At 65.1% G+C, this 17,322-nt stretch carries 15 protein-coding genes; 7 read left to right on the top strand and 8 right to left on the bottom strand.

Annotated elements, in window-relative coordinates; genetic code table 11:
- Positions 1–100: 100 nt before the first annotated feature.
- From iscA to uvrB, 5 genes are all read right to left on the bottom strand, one after another.
- Positions 101–424, bottom strand: a complete 324-nt coding sequence (gene iscA / locus ACYZGB_RS03495; protein WP_063459049.1) for an iron-sulfur cluster assembly protein IscA — start codon at positions 422–424, stop codon at positions 101–103.
- A gap of 15 nt (positions 425–439) precedes the next feature.
- Positions 440–844, bottom strand: a complete 405-nt coding sequence (gene iscU / locus ACYZGB_RS03490; RefSeq protein ID WP_063459050.1) for a Fe-S cluster assembly scaffold IscU — start codon at positions 842–844, stop codon at positions 440–442.
- A 40-nt stretch (positions 845–884) separates the two neighbouring features.
- A complete protein-coding gene (locus tag ACYZGB_RS03485; protein WP_462386804.1) occupies positions 885–2,105 on the bottom strand; it encodes an IscS subfamily cysteine desulfurase in 1,221 nt (406 codons plus the stop codon).
- A gap of 112 nt (positions 2,106–2,217) precedes the next feature.
- Positions 2,218–2,754 (bottom strand): Fe-S cluster assembly transcriptional regulator IscR, encoded by a 537-nt coding sequence (gene iscR / locus ACYZGB_RS03480; RefSeq protein WP_015013980.1) that lies wholly within the window; start codon positions 2,752–2,754, stop codon positions 2,218–2,220.
- A gap of 244 nt (positions 2,755–2,998) precedes the next feature.
- Complete coding sequence (gene uvrB / locus ACYZGB_RS03475) at positions 2,999–5,089, bottom strand: excinuclease ABC subunit UvrB (RefSeq protein WP_462386803.1); 2,091 nt, start codon at positions 5,087–5,089, stop codon at positions 2,999–3,001.
- 106 nt (positions 5,090–5,195) lie between these two features.
- On the opposite strand from uvrB, the gene ACYZGB_RS03470 reads away from it, so the two are divergent.
- A complete protein-coding gene (locus ACYZGB_RS03470) occupies positions 5,196–6,392 on the top strand; it encodes an amino acid aminotransferase (RefSeq protein WP_462386802.1) in 1,197 nt (398 codons plus the stop codon).
- Between the two features lie 34 nt (positions 6,393–6,426).
- Complete coding sequence (locus ACYZGB_RS03465; protein ID WP_462386801.1) at positions 6,427–7,014, top strand: nucleotidyltransferase family protein; 588 nt, start codon at positions 6,427–6,429, stop codon at positions 7,012–7,014.
- A gap of 82 nt (positions 7,015–7,096) precedes the next feature.
- Here ACYZGB_RS03465 and ygiD read toward each other — a convergent pair whose 3' ends face one another.
- A complete protein-coding gene (gene ygiD / locus ACYZGB_RS03460) occupies positions 7,097–7,960 on the bottom strand; it encodes a 4,5-DOPA-extradiol-dioxygenase (protein WP_462386852.1) in 864 nt (287 codons plus the stop codon).
- A 175-nt stretch (positions 7,961–8,135) separates the two neighbouring features.
- Between ygiD and ACYZGB_RS03455 the strand changes: the two genes are divergently transcribed.
- The 3 genes from ACYZGB_RS03455 to ACYZGB_RS03445 all read left to right on the top strand — a co-directional run bounded on the left by ACYZGB_RS03455 (position 8,136) and on the right by ACYZGB_RS03445 (position 12,713).
- On the top strand, positions 8,136–9,026 hold the full coding sequence (locus tag ACYZGB_RS03455; RefSeq protein WP_462386800.1) for a CoA transferase: 891 nt from the start codon (positions 8,136–8,138) through the stop codon (positions 9,024–9,026).
- A 14-nt stretch (positions 9,027–9,040) separates the two neighbouring features.
- Positions 9,041–9,733 (top strand): DUF1294 domain-containing protein, encoded by a 693-nt coding sequence (locus ACYZGB_RS03450; RefSeq protein WP_462386799.1) that lies wholly within the window; start codon positions 9,041–9,043, stop codon positions 9,731–9,733.
- Positions 9,734–10,166: 433 nt separating this feature from the next.
- Positions 10,167–12,713 (top strand): EAL domain-containing protein, encoded by a 2,547-nt coding sequence (locus ACYZGB_RS03445; RefSeq protein WP_462386798.1) that lies wholly within the window; start codon positions 10,167–10,169, stop codon positions 12,711–12,713.
- A 47-nt stretch (positions 12,714–12,760) separates the two neighbouring features.
- Here ACYZGB_RS03445 and ACYZGB_RS03440 read toward each other — a convergent pair whose 3' ends face one another.
- A complete protein-coding gene (locus ACYZGB_RS03440; protein ID WP_462386797.1) occupies positions 12,761–15,262 on the bottom strand; it encodes a YgiQ family radical SAM protein in 2,502 nt (833 codons plus the stop codon).
- Positions 15,263–15,453: 191 nt separating this feature from the next.
- On the opposite strand from ACYZGB_RS03440, the gene ACYZGB_RS03435 reads away from it, so the two are divergent.
- Both ACYZGB_RS03435 and ACYZGB_RS03430 read left to right on the top strand, forming a co-directional pair.
- On the top strand, positions 15,454–16,416 hold the full coding sequence (locus tag ACYZGB_RS03435) for a bifunctional helix-turn-helix transcriptional regulator/GNAT family N-acetyltransferase (protein WP_462386796.1): 963 nt from the start codon (positions 15,454–15,456) through the stop codon (positions 16,414–16,416).
- A gap of 47 nt (positions 16,417–16,463) precedes the next feature.
- Positions 16,464–17,012, top strand: a complete 549-nt coding sequence (locus ACYZGB_RS03430; protein WP_462386795.1) for a GNAT family N-acetyltransferase — start codon at positions 16,464–16,466, stop codon at positions 17,010–17,012.
- Between the two features lie 84 nt (positions 17,013–17,096).
- Here ACYZGB_RS03430 and ACYZGB_RS03425 read toward each other — a convergent pair whose 3' ends face one another.
- Positions 17,097–17,288, bottom strand: coding sequence for a hypothetical protein (locus ACYZGB_RS03425; protein ID WP_462386794.1), 192 nt, complete (start codon positions 17,286–17,288; stop codon positions 17,097–17,099).
- Positions 17,289–17,322: the final 34 nt, after the last annotated feature.

Genomic DNA, 17,322 nt, shown 5'->3' with positions numbered 1-17,322 from the left:
AGAAGGGGCGAAGCAAAAAGTGCAAGAAAAAACCGCCAGCACAAAGCGCGTTGGCGGTTTCACGGTGCAGCGCAGCAGGCTGGCGAGCGTTCACACCTTCTCAGACGCGGAAGCTCTCCCCACAACCGCAGCGGTCACGCTCGTTGGGGTTGTTGAACTTGAAGCCTTCATTCAGGCCCTCGCGCACAAAGTCCAGCTCGGTGCCGTCGATGTAGGCCAGGCTTTTGGGGTCAATCAGCACCTTGACGCCGTGGTTTTCAAACACGATGTCCTCGGGCTCGCTGTCGTCCACGTACTCCAGCTTGTAGGCAAGCCCCGAGCAGCCGGTCGTCTTGACCCCCAGGCGCACGCCCAGGCCCTTGCCTCGGCGGGCAAGGTAGCGGTTGACGTGCCGTGCAGCGGCTTCTGTCAGCGTGATGGCCATATCGCTCTCGGTAGATCAGGCAGCGGTGGCGGCAGTGGCTGCATGTTTGGTCTTGTAGTCCAGCACGGCAGCCTTGATGGCATCTTCGGCCAGGATGGAGCAGTGCACCTTCACGGGCGGCAGGGCCAGTTCTTCGGCGATTTCGCTGTTCTTGAGCGCCGCCGCTTCGTCCAGCGTCTTGCCCTTGACCCACTCGGTCACCAGCGACGACGAGGCAATGGCTGAGCCACAGCCGTAGGTCTTGAAACGCGCATCTTCGATCACGCCAGTGGCGGGGTTCACCTTGATCTGCAGCTTCATCACGTCGCCGCAGGCGGGCGCGCCCACCATGCCGGTGCCCACCGAATCGTCGCCCTTGTCGAACGAACCCACGTTGCGGGGGTTTTCGTAATGGTCAACCACTTTTTCTGAGTAAGCCATGATGTGTACCTCTTCAATTCTTCAAAAAATCTTCAGGGATTCAGTGCGCAGCCCATTGGATGGTGCTGATGTCGATGCCGTCCTTGTACATCTCCCACAGCGGGCTCAATTCGCGCAGGCGGGCCACGTTCTCGCGGATGGTGGAGATCGCGTAGTCGATCTCTTCTTCGGTCGTGAAGCGGCCGATGGTCATGCGCAGGCTGCTGTGGGCCAGCTCATCGCTGCGGCCCAGGGCCCGCAGCACATAGCTGGGCTCCAGGCTGGCCGAGGTGCAGGCCGAACCCGACGACACGGCCAAGCCCTTGATGCCCATGATGAGCGACTCGCCTTCGACGTAGTTGAAGCTCATGTTCAGGTTCTGCGGTACACGGCGCTCCATGCTGCCGTTGATGAACACCTGCTCGATGTCCTTGAGGCCATCCAGCAGGCGCTGTTGCAGCGCATGGGCCTTGGCATTGCTCTCGGCCATTTCTTCCTTGGCGATGCGGAAGGCCTCGCCCATGCCGACGATCTGGTGCGTGGGAAGCGTGCCCGAGCGCATGCCACGCTCGTGGCCGCCACCGTGCATCTGCGCTTCCAGGCGCACGCGGGGCTTGCGGCGCACATACAGCGCACCCACGCCCTTGGGACCATAGGTCTTGTGGGCCGTCATGCTCATCAGATCGACGGGCAAGGTGGCCATGTCAATGGCGACGCGGCCCGTGGCCTGGGCGGCATCCACGTGCAGCAGGATGCCCTTTTCGCGGCACAGCGCACCGATGGCCGGGATGTCCTGGATCACGCCAATCTCGTTGTTCACGAACAGGATGCTCACCAGAATGGTGTCAGGACGAATGGCCGCCTTCAGGGCATCCATATTGACCAGACCGTCTTCCTGTACATCGAGGTAGGTGGCTTCAAAACCCTGGCGCTCCAACTCGCGCATGGTGTCCAGCACGGCCTTGTGCTCGGTCTTGAGCGTGATGAGGTGCTTGCCCTTGCCCTTGTAGAACTGGGCAGCGCCCTTCAAGGCCAGGTTGATGGACTCGGTCGCGCCGCTGGTCCAGACGATTTCGCGGGGGTCTGCACCAATCAGGTCTGCCACCTGCACACGGGCCTTCTCGATGGCCTCCTCGGCCTCCCAGCCCCAAGCATGGCTGCGCGATGCCGCGTTGCCAAAATGCTCACGCAGCCAGGGGATCATGGCGTCCACCACACGGGGGTCCACCGGGGTCGTGGCGCCATAGTCGAGATAGATGGGGAAGTGCGGGGTCATGTCCATGGCTGGCTCAGTAAGGGTGTCTGGCTGGCAGATTTACGAGAAAAGATCGGTGTTCAGAAAAACGCGTTCAGGGCGGTGCCGACCCCAAGGGCCGGCGCGGGCTCTGCGGGTGTCAGGACTTCGCGAAAACGTTGCCCAGCGCGAACACCGAGTTGGGGGCATTCACACGAATGGGCTTGACCACGGGTGTCGTCGAGATCGCGCGGCGCACCACTGGCTTGTCTTCGATCTGCACGCCCTTGGCGAGCTGTTCATCCACGAGTTTTTGCAGGGTCACGGAATCGAGGAATTCCACCATGCGCTGGTTGAGCGATGCCCACAGCTCGTGCGTCATGCAGCGGCCGGCTTCGCCCAGGCAGTTTTCCTTGCCACCACATTGCGTGGCATCAATCGGCTCGTCCACCGACACAATGATGTCTGCCACCGTGATGTCACCCGCCTTGCGGGCCAGGGTGTAACCGCCGCCGGGGCCACGGGTGGATTCCACCAGTTCGTGGCGGCGCAGCTTGCCAAAAAGCTGTTCGAGGTAGGACAGCGAAATCTGCTGGCGCTGGCTGATCGCAGCCAAGGTGACGGGGCCGTTGTTCTGACGCAGTGCCAGGTCAATCATGGCAGTGACCGCAAAACGGCCTTTGGTGGTGAGACGCATTGCAAGCTCCTTGTGCTGAGGCTCGTTCGTTAAAGAAACTGCCTGCGCTGGCTAGTGGTCAGCACGGGCACCGTCTCCGCCCCTTACTCCACACAGCGGTCTGCGCGGAGCCCTTCATCGTTGGGCTTTGTTCTTGAGTGTTTTGTGCGAGTATAACACAAATCCCTATTGAATTTGTCGGGATAAAAAACCAACGGGTCGCAATTTGGCCTGTATTGTATTTATTGGCCCTTCCCCTCCCCGTTCATAAGGCCACCGAATCGCCCCCATGCGCACCAAAAGCCTGGTCCTTGAGCCGTGAGAGCTGGTCGCGCACGCGGGCCGCCTGCTCGAACTCCAGGTTGCGCGCGTGCTCCAGCATGAGCTTTTCCAGCCGTTTGATTTCGCGCGCCACATCCTTCTCGGACATGTCCTCGACCTTGGCGCGCTGCAGGGCCTCCTGCTCCAACCGCTGCGCATCCTTGCCCGCTTTTTCGCTGTAAACCCCGTCAATCAGGTCTCTTACCCGCTTGACAATGCTGCGCGGCGTGATTCCGTGCGCCTCGTTGTGTGCGATCTGCTTGATGCGGCGGCGTTCCGTCTCGCCCATGGCTTTTTTCATGGACTCGGTGATGCGGTCGGCGTACAGGATGGCCTTGCCATTGAGGTTGCGCGCCGCACGGCCAATGGTCTGGATCAGGCTGCGCTCGGCGCGCAGGAAACCTTCCTTGTCGGCGTCCAGGATCGCCACCAGCGACACCTCGGGGATGTCCAGCCCCTCGCGCAGCAGGTTGATGCCCACCAGCACGTCGAACGCCCCCAGGCGCAGGTCGCGGATGATCTCCACGCGTTCCACGGTGTCCACATCGCTGTGCAGGTAGCGCACCTTCACGCCGTTGTCTGTCAGGTAGTCGGTCAGCTGCTCGGCCATGCGCTTGGTCAGCGTGGTGATGAGCACACGCTCCTCCTTCTCCACCCGGATGCGGATTTCCTGCAGCACGTCGTCCACCTGGTGGGTCGCAGGGCGCACTTCCACCACCGGGTCCACCAGGCCCGTGGGGCGTACCACCTGGTCCACGATCTGGCCGGAGTGAGTGCGCTCATAGTCCGCCGGCGTGGCGGTGACAAAAATCACCTGCCGCATGCGCTGCTCGAACTCCTCGAACTTGAGCGGCCGGTTGTCCAGCGCCGAAGGCAGGCGAAAGCCGTACTCGACCAGCGTGGTCTTGCGCGCACGGTCACCGTTGTACATGGCGCTGAGCTGGCCGATCATCTGGTGGCTTTCGTCCAGGAACATCAGCGCATCGCGGGGCATATAGTCCGTCAGCGTGCTGGGTGGGTCCCCCGGCGCAGCGCCCGACAGGTGGCGGGTGTAGTTCTCGATGCCTTTGCAGTGCCCCACCTCACTGAGCATCTCCAGGTCAAACCGGGTGCGCTGCTCCAGCCGCTGGGCCTCCACCAGCTTGCCGTCGGCCACCAGCTGCTGCAGGCGCTCGGCCAGCTCGATCTTGATGGTCTCCACCGCCGCCAGCACCTTGTCGCGCGGGGTCACGTAGTGGCTGCTGGGGTAGACAGTGAAGCGCGGGATCTTTTGTTTGACCCGCCCCGTGAGCGGGTCGAACAGCTGCAGGCTCTCGATTTCGTCGTCGAACAGCTCGATGCGGATCGCCAACTCGGAATGCTCCGCCGGGAAAACATCAATGGTGTCGCCCCGCACGCGGAACTTGCCCCGGCTGAAATCTGCCTCGTTGCGCTGGTATTGCATGCGGATCAACTGGGCAATCACATCACGCTGGCCCAGCTTGTCGCCGGTGCGCAGCGTCATCACCATGCGGTGGTAGCTCTCCGGTTCGCCAATGCCGTAGATGGCCGAGACGGTGGCCACGATCACCACGTCGGTGCGCTCCATCAGGCTCTTGGTGCACGACAGCCGCATCTGCTCGATGTGCTCGTTGATCGCGCTGTCCTTCTCGATGAACAGGTCGCGCTGGGGCACATAGGCCTCGGGCTGGTAGTAGTCGTAGTAGCTCACGAAATACTCCACAGCGTTCTTGGGGAAGAACTCGCGGAACTCGCTGTACAGCTGCGCGGCCAGGGTCTTGTTGGGCGCGAAGATGATGGCTGGGCGGCCCATGCGGGCGATCACATTGGCCATCGTGAAGGTCTTGCCCGAGCCCGTCACCCCCAGCAGGGTCTGGAAGGTCTCCCCGTCATGCAGACCCTCCACCAGCTTGGCAATGGCTTCGGGCTGGTCGCCAGCCGGGGGGTAGGGCTGGAACAGCTCAAAGGGGGAGTCGGGGAAATGGACGAACTCGCCGTCTTGCTTTTCAGTTATGACTTCGGTGATATCTGGCATGGGGCGTGGTCAACGGGTCGGGCAGGCGGGCCGTTAAAATCGACGGAACCCGGCACAGTACACCACGCCCGGATTCTTCGCTACTGACAACCTTTCAAGGATTTTCATGTCTCTGTTCACCGCCGTCGAAATGGCCCCCCGCGACCCCATCCTGGGCCTCAACGAGCAATTCAACGCCGACACCAACCCCAACAAGGTCAACCTGGGCGTCGGCGTTTATTTCGACGACAACGGCAAGCTGCCCCTGCTGCAATGTGTGCAGGCCGCAGAAAAGACCATGATGTCCACCCCCACGGCCCGTGGCTACCTGCCCATCGACGGCATCGTGGCGTACGACAACGCCGTGAAGGCTTTGGTGTTCGGCGCGAACAGCGAACCCGTCACCTCGGGCCGCGTGGCGACCGTGCAAGCGGTGGGCGGCACGGGCGGCCTCAAGATCGGCGCTGACTTCCTCAAGAAGCTCAGCCCCAATGCCAAGGTGCTGATCTCCGACCCCAGCTGGGAAAACCACCGCGCGCTGTTCACCAACGCCGGTTTTGAAGTCGATACCTACGCCTATTACGACGCTGAAAAGCGCGGCGTGAACTTCGACGGCTTCCTGGCCAGCCTGAACGCAGCCGCCCCCGGCACCATCGTTGTGCTGCACGCCTGCTGCCACAACCCCACCGGCTACGACATCACCGCCACCCAGTGGGACCAGGTCATCGCCGCCGTCAAGGCCAAGGGCCTGACACCTTTCCTCGACATGGCTTACCAGGGCTTCGGCCACGGCATCGCCGAAGACGGCGCGGTGATCGGCAAGTTTGTGGCCGCTGGCCTGAACTTCTTCGTCTCCACCTCGTTCTCCAAGAGCTTCAGCCTGTACGGCGAACGCGTGGGTGGCCTGTCCGTGCTGTGCGCCGACAAGGAAGAAGCCGGCCGCGTGCTGAGCCAGCTCAAGATCGTCATCCGCACCAACTACTCCAACCCACCCATCCACGGTGGCGCGGTAGTGGCCGCCGTGCTGAACAACCCCGAGCTGCACGCGATGTGGGAACAAGAACTGGCCGAAATGCGCGTGCGCATCAAGGCCATGCGCCAGAAGCTGGTGGACGGCCTCAAGGCCGCCGGTGTGAAGCAGGACATGAGCTTCATCACCACGCAGATCGGCATGTTCAGCTACTCGGGCCTGACCAAGGACCAGATGGTGCGCCTGCGCAACGAGTTCGGCGTGTACGGCACCGACACCGGCCGCATGTGCGTGGCCGCGCTCAACAGCAAGAACATCGACTACGTCTGCCAGGCCATTGCAAAGGTCGTCTGAGCACGATGCGAAAGCGGCGCTCGCGCGCCGCTTTGTGAGCGAAACGCTCCAGAACCCGCACAATGCGGCCCTTCTGGAGCGTTTGCCGTTTCTGGGCCTGCCCGATGTATGGCTGGTCGCAGGCTGCCTGTTCCAGACGGTGTGGAACCTGCGTTCCGGCCTAGAACCCACGGCGAACATCAAAGGCTACGACCTGTTCTACTTCGACGGCAACGACTTGTCCGAATCGGCGGAGCAGCAGGTCCAAGCCCAAGTCACCGCCCTCTTCGCCGACCTGCCCATCACCGTCGAAGCCAAGAACCAGGCCCGCGTGCACCTCTGGTACGAGCGCTGGTTTGGTTACCCGTATGCGCCGCTGCAATCGGCCCGCCACGGGATCGAGCGTTTTCTGGTGCCCTGCACCTGCGTGGGTTTGCAGCCTGGCAACACACCACAAACCCCACCGTTGCTGTACGCCCCCTACGGCCTCGCGGAGCTGTATGCCGGGCTGATGCGCCCCAACCCGGCCTGCCCCCATCTGCCGCTGTTCCAGGCCAAGGCAGAAAGCTACCGGGAGCGCTGGCCGTGGCTGACCATCCAGCCTGTGCAGACCGCTACCGGCGGGCAGCCTGAAGATATCTAGCCTTTTTGGCCTCTTCCGCCTGATGGATAAGCGTTAGAAGCTATCAATATCAGAGCAACCAAGGCCGCGCCGGTGCAACCCGTCACCCCCACAGCACCGACCGCATCGAGATCGACGCCGACTGGTAGCCGGTGTTGAAAAAGCGCGGCATCTCACTGGACTCCACCGCACCGGCGGCGTACAGCAGCGGCAGGTAGTGCTCGTGCGTAGGGTGTGCCTGCTGGGCCACGGGGCCCAGTTTCTGAAAGTCCTGCAAGGCGCCCAGCTGGCCCTTCTTGATCTGCTCCTGCACCACGGTGTCGAACTCGGTAGCCCAGTCATACGCTTCGTTGGCGGCCGAGCCACGGCGGGATGCGCGCAGGTTGTGCACGATGTTGCCGCTGCCCACAATGAGCACACCCCGCTCGCGCAAGGCCTTGAGCTGCTGGCCCAGCGCATAGTGCTCGGCCGGGGCGCGGCTGTAGTCCATGCTGAGCTGCATCACCGGAATGCGCGCCTGGGGAAACATGGGCTTGAGCACCGACCAGGTGCCATGGTCCAGCCCCCACTCGCCCTCGTCCACGCCCAATGCGGCGCCGGTGGCAGGAGATTTCAGCTCCTTGGCCAGGCTGCGCGCCACCGCTGGTGCGCCCGGCACGGGGTACTGCTGGTCGAACAGCGCCTGGGGGAAGCCGCCAAAGTCGTGGATGGTTTTGGGGTTGGCCATGCCGGTGAGCTGCCAGCCACCGCGCGTGAGCCAGTGGGCCGACACACACAGGATGAGCTGCGGCTGCACTGCGCGCGCCATCAGCTCCGCGCCCATGGCCTGCCAGCTGCGGCGCCAGGCGTTGTCCTCGATGGCATTCATGGGGCTGCCATGGCCCACAAACAGCACGGGCATGCGGGGCGAGGGCTTGAGCGCCTGCAGCGCGGTCGCCGTGGCGGCACTGCTCAAAGACGAGGTCATGAAAGCTCCCGGAAAGGCGGCCAGGCCCGTGAGGGCGGCCAAAGAGGTTCTGCGTTGCATGGGTCAGGGAGCGTAACAAATTATGTATAACGCAGGGAGTGAGCCCGCGCGCCCTGCGAAGTTCCAGCGCCGCACCTTCCATTCAAAACCACAAGACCGAGACAACCCTGAGCCCATGACCACTTCCCTGCCCCAGCCCCTGCGCAACACCCGTGTCCTGAGCCTTGCGCTCAACCTGCCCGGCCCCGCCGCCCTGATGCGCTGTGCACGCATGGGCGCCGAGTGCACCAAGCTCGAACCGCCCCTGCCCCCCGGCTACCCCAGTGCCGACCCCATGGGCATCTACAGCCCTGCGGCCTATGCCACGCTGCACCAGGGCGTGCGCGTGGTGCATGCCCACCTCAAAACGCCCGAAGGCCAGGCCGCGCTGCATGAGGAGCTGGCCCGCACCGATGTGCTGATCACCTCATTCCGCCCCTCGGCACTCACCAAACTGGGCCTCTCCTGGGAGGCGCTGCAAGCGAAGTACCCGCGCCTGTCCCTGGTGCGCATCGTGGGCGCAGCCGCCGAGCGCGCTGAAGAGCCCGGCCATGACCTGACCTACCTGGCCGATGCGGGCCTGGTGACCGGCACCGAGATGCCCCCCACGCTCTACGCCGACATGGGCGGCGCCCTGATGGCCAGCGAAGCCGTGCTGCAGGCCCTGCTGGCGCGCGCCCACACCGGCAACGGCGTGTGCATCGAAGTTGCCCTGGCCGACGCCGCCGCCTGGCTGGCCCAGCCGCGCGACTGGGGCCTGACCACGCCCGAGGGCGACGTGGGCGGCCACCACGCGGGCTACCGCATCTACCCCTGCGCCGACGGCCGCGTGGCCGTGGCCGCGCTGGAACCGCACTTTGCCGCCAGCCTGTGCGCCGCTGCAGGCCTGCCCGCCACGGGCGACCCAGTCGTGCTGCGCGCGCCTGCCACGCACGCCGCCGTAGCGGCCTTCCTGCGCACGCAGACCCGCGCCCAGCTGGATGCGCTGGCCGTGGCGCAAGACATTCCCCTGCACACCCTCGCCTGAGCTTCCTTTCACCGATGCAGAAACAAGGCACCGTTGTCCGCTGGGACACCACGCGCGCGTTCGGCTTTATCCGCAGCCCCGACACCTCCGCCGATGTGTTCTTTCATGTGCGGGATTACCGGGGCAGCGCAGCGCCCCGCGAGGGGCTGGCAGTGGTCTACGAAGAAATCCACGTGGGCGGCAAGGGGCCCCGGGCAATGGCGGTGCAGCCTGCGGCCCAGGCCGAGGGCGCAACCCGCCCAGCCCCCAAAGCCTCTACAACGGCGCCTCCACGCAAGGCGCAGCACGCGCGCGCAGCTGCACCGCCACCCGCCCCGCGCCGCGAGCGCCCTGCACGAACGCACCAGGGGGGGAATGCCCCTGCCCTGCCCGCCCTGCTGCTGATGCTGGGTTGGGCCGCGCTGCTGGGCTGGGGCGTCTGGGCGGGCAGGCTCCCGCTGTGGTCTCTGGGCGCTGCTGTGGCCATCAACCTCCTGACTTTTGTCACCTATGCCATGGACAAAAGCGCGGCACAAAGCGGCCGGTGGCGCACGCCTGAAAAACACCTGCACCTGCTCAGCCTGGCAGGTGGCTGGCCGGGCGCGTGGTGCGCGCAGCAGTGGCTGCGGCACAAGTCAAGCAAGCAGGATTTCCGCGCCGTGTACTGGGCCACGGTGGTGGTGCATTGCGCGGCGCTGGCGGCTTGGGCGGGTGGGTGGCTGCAGTAGCAGCCCCCACAATGCTTCATTTTCGATAGCATAAAGCGCATGATGGACGCGCGGCAACGGCCATTTTTTCTTGTATTTTGAGCACCCGGCGCACCACACAGGCCACAGCACAGGGCCCGGCAACTGCTGCTGCGTCGGCTGTTGTACGCCCTGCCTGCACAGACAGCGCTGGCACGCCAGCCCCAGACGCCAACGGCAGCAGACGGCAACGAGCACGCCCCTCAGCTTGCCAAACTTTGCATGCGTCTGCCAATTGATCGCTATATAGTGGTTCGCAGGCGCTGCACCGCAGCACCGCCCATCGATCTGGGGTTTCAGCCAGAGCGAAGGCGGTTCACGCACGGTGCAGGCACAGCAAAGCAAAGCAAAGCAGCAAGGGCACGCTGGCCACGGCCAGCGCCCGGCAACGAAGCATGAGGCGAGGGGCCAATCCATGGATGTGTTGCAGCAGCCAGAGCAGCCAGTCGAGCGAAAACCGGTGCCGTTGACCCTGCGGGTGACATGGCCGTTCATCGTGATGGTGCTGCTGCTGGCCGCCTGTGCCACGGCCAGCCTGCAGGTTTTATCGGGCGTTCGCGCCTTTGTGGCGGGCGAAAGCCTGTGGACCAAGGGGCAGAAGGACGCCATCTACCATCTGCACCAGTACGCGATCAGCGGCTCGCCCCAGGCGTTCGACGGGTTTGTGCGTGCCATGGACATCCCCCTGGGCGACCGGGCGGCGCGGCTGGCCCTGCAGCCCGGCCAGGTGCAGACCGACGTGGCGCGCGAGGGGTTTCTTCGCGGCGGCAACCACCCGGACGACATTGACAGCCTGATCTGGCTGCTGCGCTACTTCGACCACCTGGACCTGGTCAAAAAACCCGTGAGCCACTGGCTCATCGGCGACGAATACATCAACGCGCTGCGCGAGCTGTCGCACGAGATCCACCAGCACAACACCGACGGCACGGCGGACGCCGCGATGCGGCAGCGGTGGCTGGACACCATCCACCAGATCAACGCCGGGGTCACCCCCGCCGCGCGCAATTTCAGCGAGGCCCTGAGCGAAAGCTCGCGCCAGATCGTGCTGCTGCTGATGTGGACCAACATGGGCATGGCGGCCGTGCTGATCCTGCTGACCCTGTGGCACACCCATGGCCTGCTGGAGCAGCGCCGCCGCGCCGAGCAGGCCCTGGAAGCCGAACGCGAGCAGGCCCGCACCACGCTGACCGCCATTGGCGACGGCGTGGTGACCACCAACACCCAGGGCCAGGTGCTCTACATGAACCCCGCCGCCGAGGCCCTGCTGGCCCGCCCGGCCGCCCAGGCCACTGGCCAGCCGCTGGCACAGCTGCTGGTGTTTGACGGCGAGGCGCCGCCCCTGTCGGCCGACACGCTGGTGCATAACATCCTACACAGCGGTAGCGCGGCGATGGGCAAAATGCATACCACGCTGGTGCGCCCAGACCAGACCATCGTCCCGGTCAAGCTGGTGGGTTCTCCTATTCGCCACCGCAAAGTGCTGACTGGGGCCGTTCTGGTGCTGCACGACGTGACGCGCGAGCAGCACTATGTGGAGCAGTTGTCGTGGCAGGCCAGCCACGATGCACTGACGGGCATGGTCAACCGGCGCGAGTTTGAGCACCGCCTCGATGCCTTTCTGGCCCAGCCCCGCCCCGAGGGACGCGAGGGCTCGCTGCTGTATGTGGACATGGACCAGTTCAAACTCATCAACGACACCTGCGGCCACCAGGCGGGCGACGAGATGCTGCGCGAGGTCTGCCGCATGCTGCAAAGCCATCTGCGAGAGGGCGACACCCTGGCGCGCCTGGGCGGCGACGAGTTCGGCATCCTGCTCAAGGACTGCCCGCCCGGCCCCTCGGCCCGCATTGCCGAGCAGCTGCGCCAGGCCGGACAGGAGTTGCGACTCAACTGGGAAGGCCAGCAGCTGCGCACAGGCCTGTCCATCGGCATGGTGCAGCTCATTCCCGCGCTCACCTCCATCCAGGAGGCCATGCGCGTGGCCGACATGGCCTGCTACCGCGCCAAGGAAGGCGGGCGCAACCGCGTTGTCATCTATCAGCCTGAAGACATCGAAATGAGCCGCCGCGAGGGCGAGATGGACTGGGTGCGGCGCCTGCGCCTGGCGCTGGAGCACAACCAGTTCCAGCTGCATGTCCAGGCCATCGCCCCGCTGCAGCCCAGCGGCGAAACCGGCCTGCACATGGAGGTGCTGCTGCGCCTGCGCGAAGACGACGGCCAGCTGATTGCGCCCGGCGCCTTCATCCCGGCGGCCGAGCACTACGGCATGATGACCTCCATCGACCGCTGGGTCATCCGCCACACGCTGGAGGCTTTGGCCCGGCGCCAGCACCAGCACCAGCACCAGCACCAGCACCAGCCGGGCCTGCCGCCGGTGCACACCTGCGCCATCAACCTCTCGGGCACCAGCCTGGGGGACGACAGCCTGCTCAAGCTGATCCGCAGCGCACTGGCCGATTCGGGGGTGGACCCGCACATGCTGTGCTTCGAGATCACGGAAACCAGCGCCATCTCGCACCTGCCCAATGCCGTGCGGCTGATGAAGGAGCTGCAGCAGCTGGGCTGCCGCTTTGCGCTCGATGACTTTGGTGCGGGCATGTCGTCCTTCAACTACCTCAAGCACCTGCCGGTGGACTACCTCAAGATCGACGGCAGCTTTGTGAAGGACATGCTGCACGACCCCGCCAACCGGGCCATGGTGGAAATGATCCACCACATCGGCCACGTGATGGGCAAACAGACGATTGCGGAGTTTGTCGAATCCCAGGCCATCGTGGACGCGCTGCGGGAGATTGGTGTGGACTACGCGCAGGGCTATGCGCTGGCGCGGCCCGTGCCGCTGGAGGACTACCTCGCCCTCAGCAACACCCCCAGGCCAGAGCCCGCGCGGAGTGCCGGTGTGGCACTGGGCCACGCGCCGCCGCACAACGCGCCCTTCCCCCAGCAACGCCCGGCCTAATGCGTCCTTGATCAGCCAGGGTGCTTTCCGCGCGCACCCGGCAGCGGTCAGCGCGCCTTCTTGAAAGCCTTGCCGTTGCCAGCGGGCTTGGTTTTGGAGGCAGAACCCGTCACACGCGGCGGCAGCCCGGTGTGCTGGGTCAGCATGCGCCCCGGCTGGGGGGCCGTGCCACGAAAGCGCACGTCGCCCTTGGGCTCGTTCAGCTCCTGTGGGCGGGGCCGCAGGGCGACGGCCTTGCCATCCTTGTTGATGGTGTAGCCGAGCCCGCCGCCGCCCGTGGACGCGGTGCTGTTCTTCTTACGCGCACTCTGGTAGCCACCGTCCGTCAGCGGCTGAAAGGTCGGGATCAGATGCTGCTTGCCATTGCCGATCAAGTCCGCGCGGCCCATGGCCTTGAGCGCTTCGCGCAGCAGCGGCCAGTTGTTGGGGTCGTGGTAGCGCAGGAAGGCTTTGTGCAGGCGGCGGCGCTTTTCGCCGCGCACGATGTCCACGGACTCCTCCGCCTCGTCGCGCATCTGGCGGCGCACGCGGGTCAGCGTGTTGCGGCCCGAGTGGTACATGGCCGTGGCCGTGGCCATGGGGCTGGGGTAGAAGGTCTGCACCTGGTCGGCGCGGAAACCGTTCTTTTTCAGCCAGATGGCGAGGTTCATCATGTCCTCGTCGCTGGTACCCGGGTGCGCGGCGATGAAGTACGGAATCAGGAACTGCTTCTTACCCGCCTCCTCGCTGAACTTCTCGAACATCTGCTTGAACTTGTCATAGCTGCCGATGCCCGGCTTCATCATCTTGGTGAGCGGCCCCTGCTCGGTGTGCTCAGGCGCGATCTTGAGGTAGCCGCCCACGTGGTGCTGCACCAGCTCCTTGACGTACTCGGGGCTTTTCACGGCCAGGTCGTAGCGCAGGCCCGATCCGATGAGGATCTTCTTGATGCCCTTCAATGCACGGCCACGGCGGTAGATCTTGATCAGCGGGCCATGGTCGGTGGTGAGGTTCTGGCAGATGCCGGGGTAGACGCAGCTGGGCTTGCGGCAGGCGGCCTCGATCTCGGGCGAGCGGCAGCCCAGGCGGTACATGTTGGCCGTGGGGCCGCCCAGGTCGCTGATGGTGCCGGTGAAGCCCTTGACCTTGTCGCGGATGTCCTCGATCTCCTGAATGATCGAATCCTCGGACCGGCTCTGGATGATGCGGCCTTCGTGCTCGGTGATGGAGCAGAAGGTGCAGCCGCCAAAGCAGCCACGCATGATGTTGATCGAAAACCGGATCATCTCCCACGCGGGGATCTTGGTCGCACCGTCGTGGCTGCCGTTTTCGTCGGCGTAGCTGGGGTGCGGGCCGCGTGCGTAGGTCAGGTCAAACACATAGTCCATCTCGGCCGTGGTGAGCGGGATGGGGGGCGGGTTGATCCACACGTCGCGCGCCGTCACGCCCTCGCCGTGCGCCTGCACCAGCGCGCGGGCGTTGCCGGGGTTGGTCTCCAGGTGCAGCACGCGGTTGGCGTGGGCGTACAGCACCGGGTCGCTTTTCACCTGCTCGTAGCTGGGCAGGCGGATCACGCTCCTGTCGCGCGGCGGCACCTTGAGCTTGGCCTTGAGCACAGGGTTGGCCACGAACAGCATGGGCTGGATGGCGGGGTTGGGCTCGACCTTTTCAGAGCCTTTTTGGCCGTTACCGCCCGTCCCATCTGCCTTTGCAGCTACAGAATCAGGAGCATCCTCCTTGCTGCAGGTGCTGCCCTGGGCAGCCGCCTGCTCGCTGGTGGTCATATAGGGGTTGATGTGCGCTTCCACACGGCCGGGTTCGTCCACCGTGGTGGAGTCGATCTCAAACCAGCCCTTGCCGCTTTCGTCGTCGGGGCGGCGCACAAAGGCCGTGCCGCGCACGTCGGTGATGTTCTCCACTGGCTCACGCGCTGCAATGCGGTGGGCCACCTCCACCAGCGCACGTTCGGCATTGCCGTACAGCAGCAGGTCGCACTTGCTGTCCACTACGATGGAGCGGCGCACCTTGTCGCTCCAGTAGTCGTAGTGGGCGATGCGGCGCAGGCTGCCTTCGATGCCGCCCAGGATGATGGGCACGTCCTTGTAGGCCTCGCGGCAGCGCTGGCTGTAGACGATGGCGGCACGGTCGGGGCGCTTGCCGCCGATGTCGCCGGGGGTGTAGGCATCGTCACTGCGGATCTTCCGGTCGGCGGTGTACCGGTTGATCATCGAATCCATGTTGCCCGCCGTCACGCCCCAGAACAGGTTGGGCTTGCCCAGCACCTTGAAGGGCTCGGCGCTTTGCCAATCAGGCTGGGCGATGATGCCCACGCGAAAGCCCTGGGCTTCGAGCGTGCGGCCGATCACGGCCATGCCAAAGCTCGGGTGGTCCACATACGCATCGCCCGTCACCAGGATGATGTCGCAGCTGTCCCACCCCAGTTTCTCCATCTCGGCGCGGCTCATCGGCAGAAACGGGGCCGTGCCAAAGCGCTTGGCCCAGTACGGACGGTAGCTGGTCAAAGGCTTTGCGGCGCGCGCAAAAAAGGAGACGTCAACGGGGGCGTTCATGCAGAGGGGGTCGCGGCCGCCCCCGGTGCGATGGGGGCCTTCGTGGGGCGCGTCTGTGGTGGATAACCCGCGATTTTACGTTGGCAGGCGGTTTTTGTCGCCTCTGCAGCACTTGCCCCTCTCTGTTACAGGCTTGATGGTCATCAAGCATATACTTGCCTTTGTCAATTAATTAACTGACAAAAGCATTTATGAGCACCACCACGCCAGCCACTTCGGCCGCCACCCCCGTCCCTGCCAGCGCCGTGAAGGCGGTGCGCCGCTTCAACCGCTTCTTCACCCGCCGCATTGGTGTGCTGGACCCGTACCTGGGCAGCGACCTGTCGCTGACCGACGTGCGCGTGCTCTATGAACTGGCCCACCGCGAGGCGCCCGTGGCCAGTGAACTGGCGCGGGAGCTGGGCTTGGACGGCGGCTACATGAGCCGCATCCTGCGCCGCTTCGAGCAGGCGGGGTGGATCAGCCGAAGCACCAGCGCGCAGGACGCCCGGCAAAGCGTGCTGGCCCTGACGGAGGCCGGGCGCGCGGTGTTCGAGCCGCTGCAGCAGCGCTCGCGCGACGAGGCCAGCGCCCTGCTCGCCCCGCTGCCCCCGGCACGCCAGCAAGAGGTAGTGGATGCCATGGAACGCATCGAAACCCTGCTCGACCCGGCATCGGGCGCAGGCGCGCCCCCGCGCATGGCCGTGCTGCGCGACCCCGTGCCGGGCGACATGGGCTGGGTGGTACAGCAGCACGGCGAAATCTACTGGCGCGAATACGGCTGGGACAGCCGCTTCGAGGCCCTGGTGGCCGACATTGCCGCGCAGTTTCTGCGCAAGTTCCAGCCTGAATGGGAGAAGGCCTGGATCGCCGAGCTGGACGGCGAGCGGGTGGGTGCGGTGTTTGTGGTGCGCAAATCCACCACCACGGCTCAGTTGCGCATGCTGATCCTGGTCCCCAAGGCGCGCGGGCTGGGCCTGGGCGCGCGGCTGACCGACGAATGCCTTGCCTTTGCGCGCGCCAAGGGCTACAAGAAGATGGTGCTGTGGACCAACAGCTGCCTGACCGCCGCCCGGGGCATTTATGCCCAGCGCGGCTTTCGCCTGACCAAGTCGGAGCCCTATGAAGGCTTTGGCCAGCAGCAGGTAGGAGAGACCTGGGAGCTGAAGCTGTAGCTGCAACAAACACCCGATGGCACCGCACGCCATACAAGGCCACCACCATGACCGACAGCCCCCGCCCCACGATCCGCCAGGTCACGCCCGAAGACGACCTGGCGCGCCTCACCGCACTCATCCACGCCGCCTACGCACCCCACGCCCGCTTGGGCCTGCGCTACTGGGGCACCCACCAGTCGGAGGAAGACACGGCCAAGCGCTTTGCGTCAGGCACCGGCATGGTGATGGTGGATGGAGATGAATACGTGGGCACGGCCACCTTGCGGCCACCCCAGCCGGATTCCACCGTGCCGCTGTACCGCGACCCCACGGTCTGGTCGCTGTGCCAGTTCTGCATCCCCCCCCAGGCCAAGGGCCGTGGCTACGGCAAACAGCTGCACGCCTATGCGACCGCATTTGCCAAGCAGGCAGGCGCCCGGACCCTGGCGCTGGACACGGCCCAGCCTGCGGCGGCCTTGATTGCGATGTACGAATCCTGGGGCTACCAGGTGGTGGGCGAATGCGACTGGCGGCCACTGACCAACTACACCAGCGTGCTCATGGCGCGCAGCCTGGTGGACCTGCCGGGTGACGGCGGCACGGGCGCCGGCTGAAGTCAAACGCAAACAGGGCCCCAGAAACGGCAATGGCCCCAAGAGGGCCATTGGTGGCAAAGCCGGGATCGGGCCCCGCACCGCTCACCACTCGCCGACTTCCCGCACGCGCTGGGCCAGGTCGGGCAGGTCGTCCTCTTCCTCCACCGGGGCGTTCACCACGAGCGCCGCCATGGGCTGGCGGGTGGCGGCCGGGGCAGACAGGGACATGAGCCGGCCAAACACCTGGTTGGCAAAGCGGGAGGGCACGGGGGCGGAGAACGGGGTGGCAAACATGGTAGTTCCTTTTTTTCGGGTGGGCCTGGTGCTT

The sequence above is a fragment of the Acidovorax sp. Q11 genome (assembly GCF_054950075.1).
This window is presented reverse-complemented; position numbering and strand designations above follow the sequence as displayed.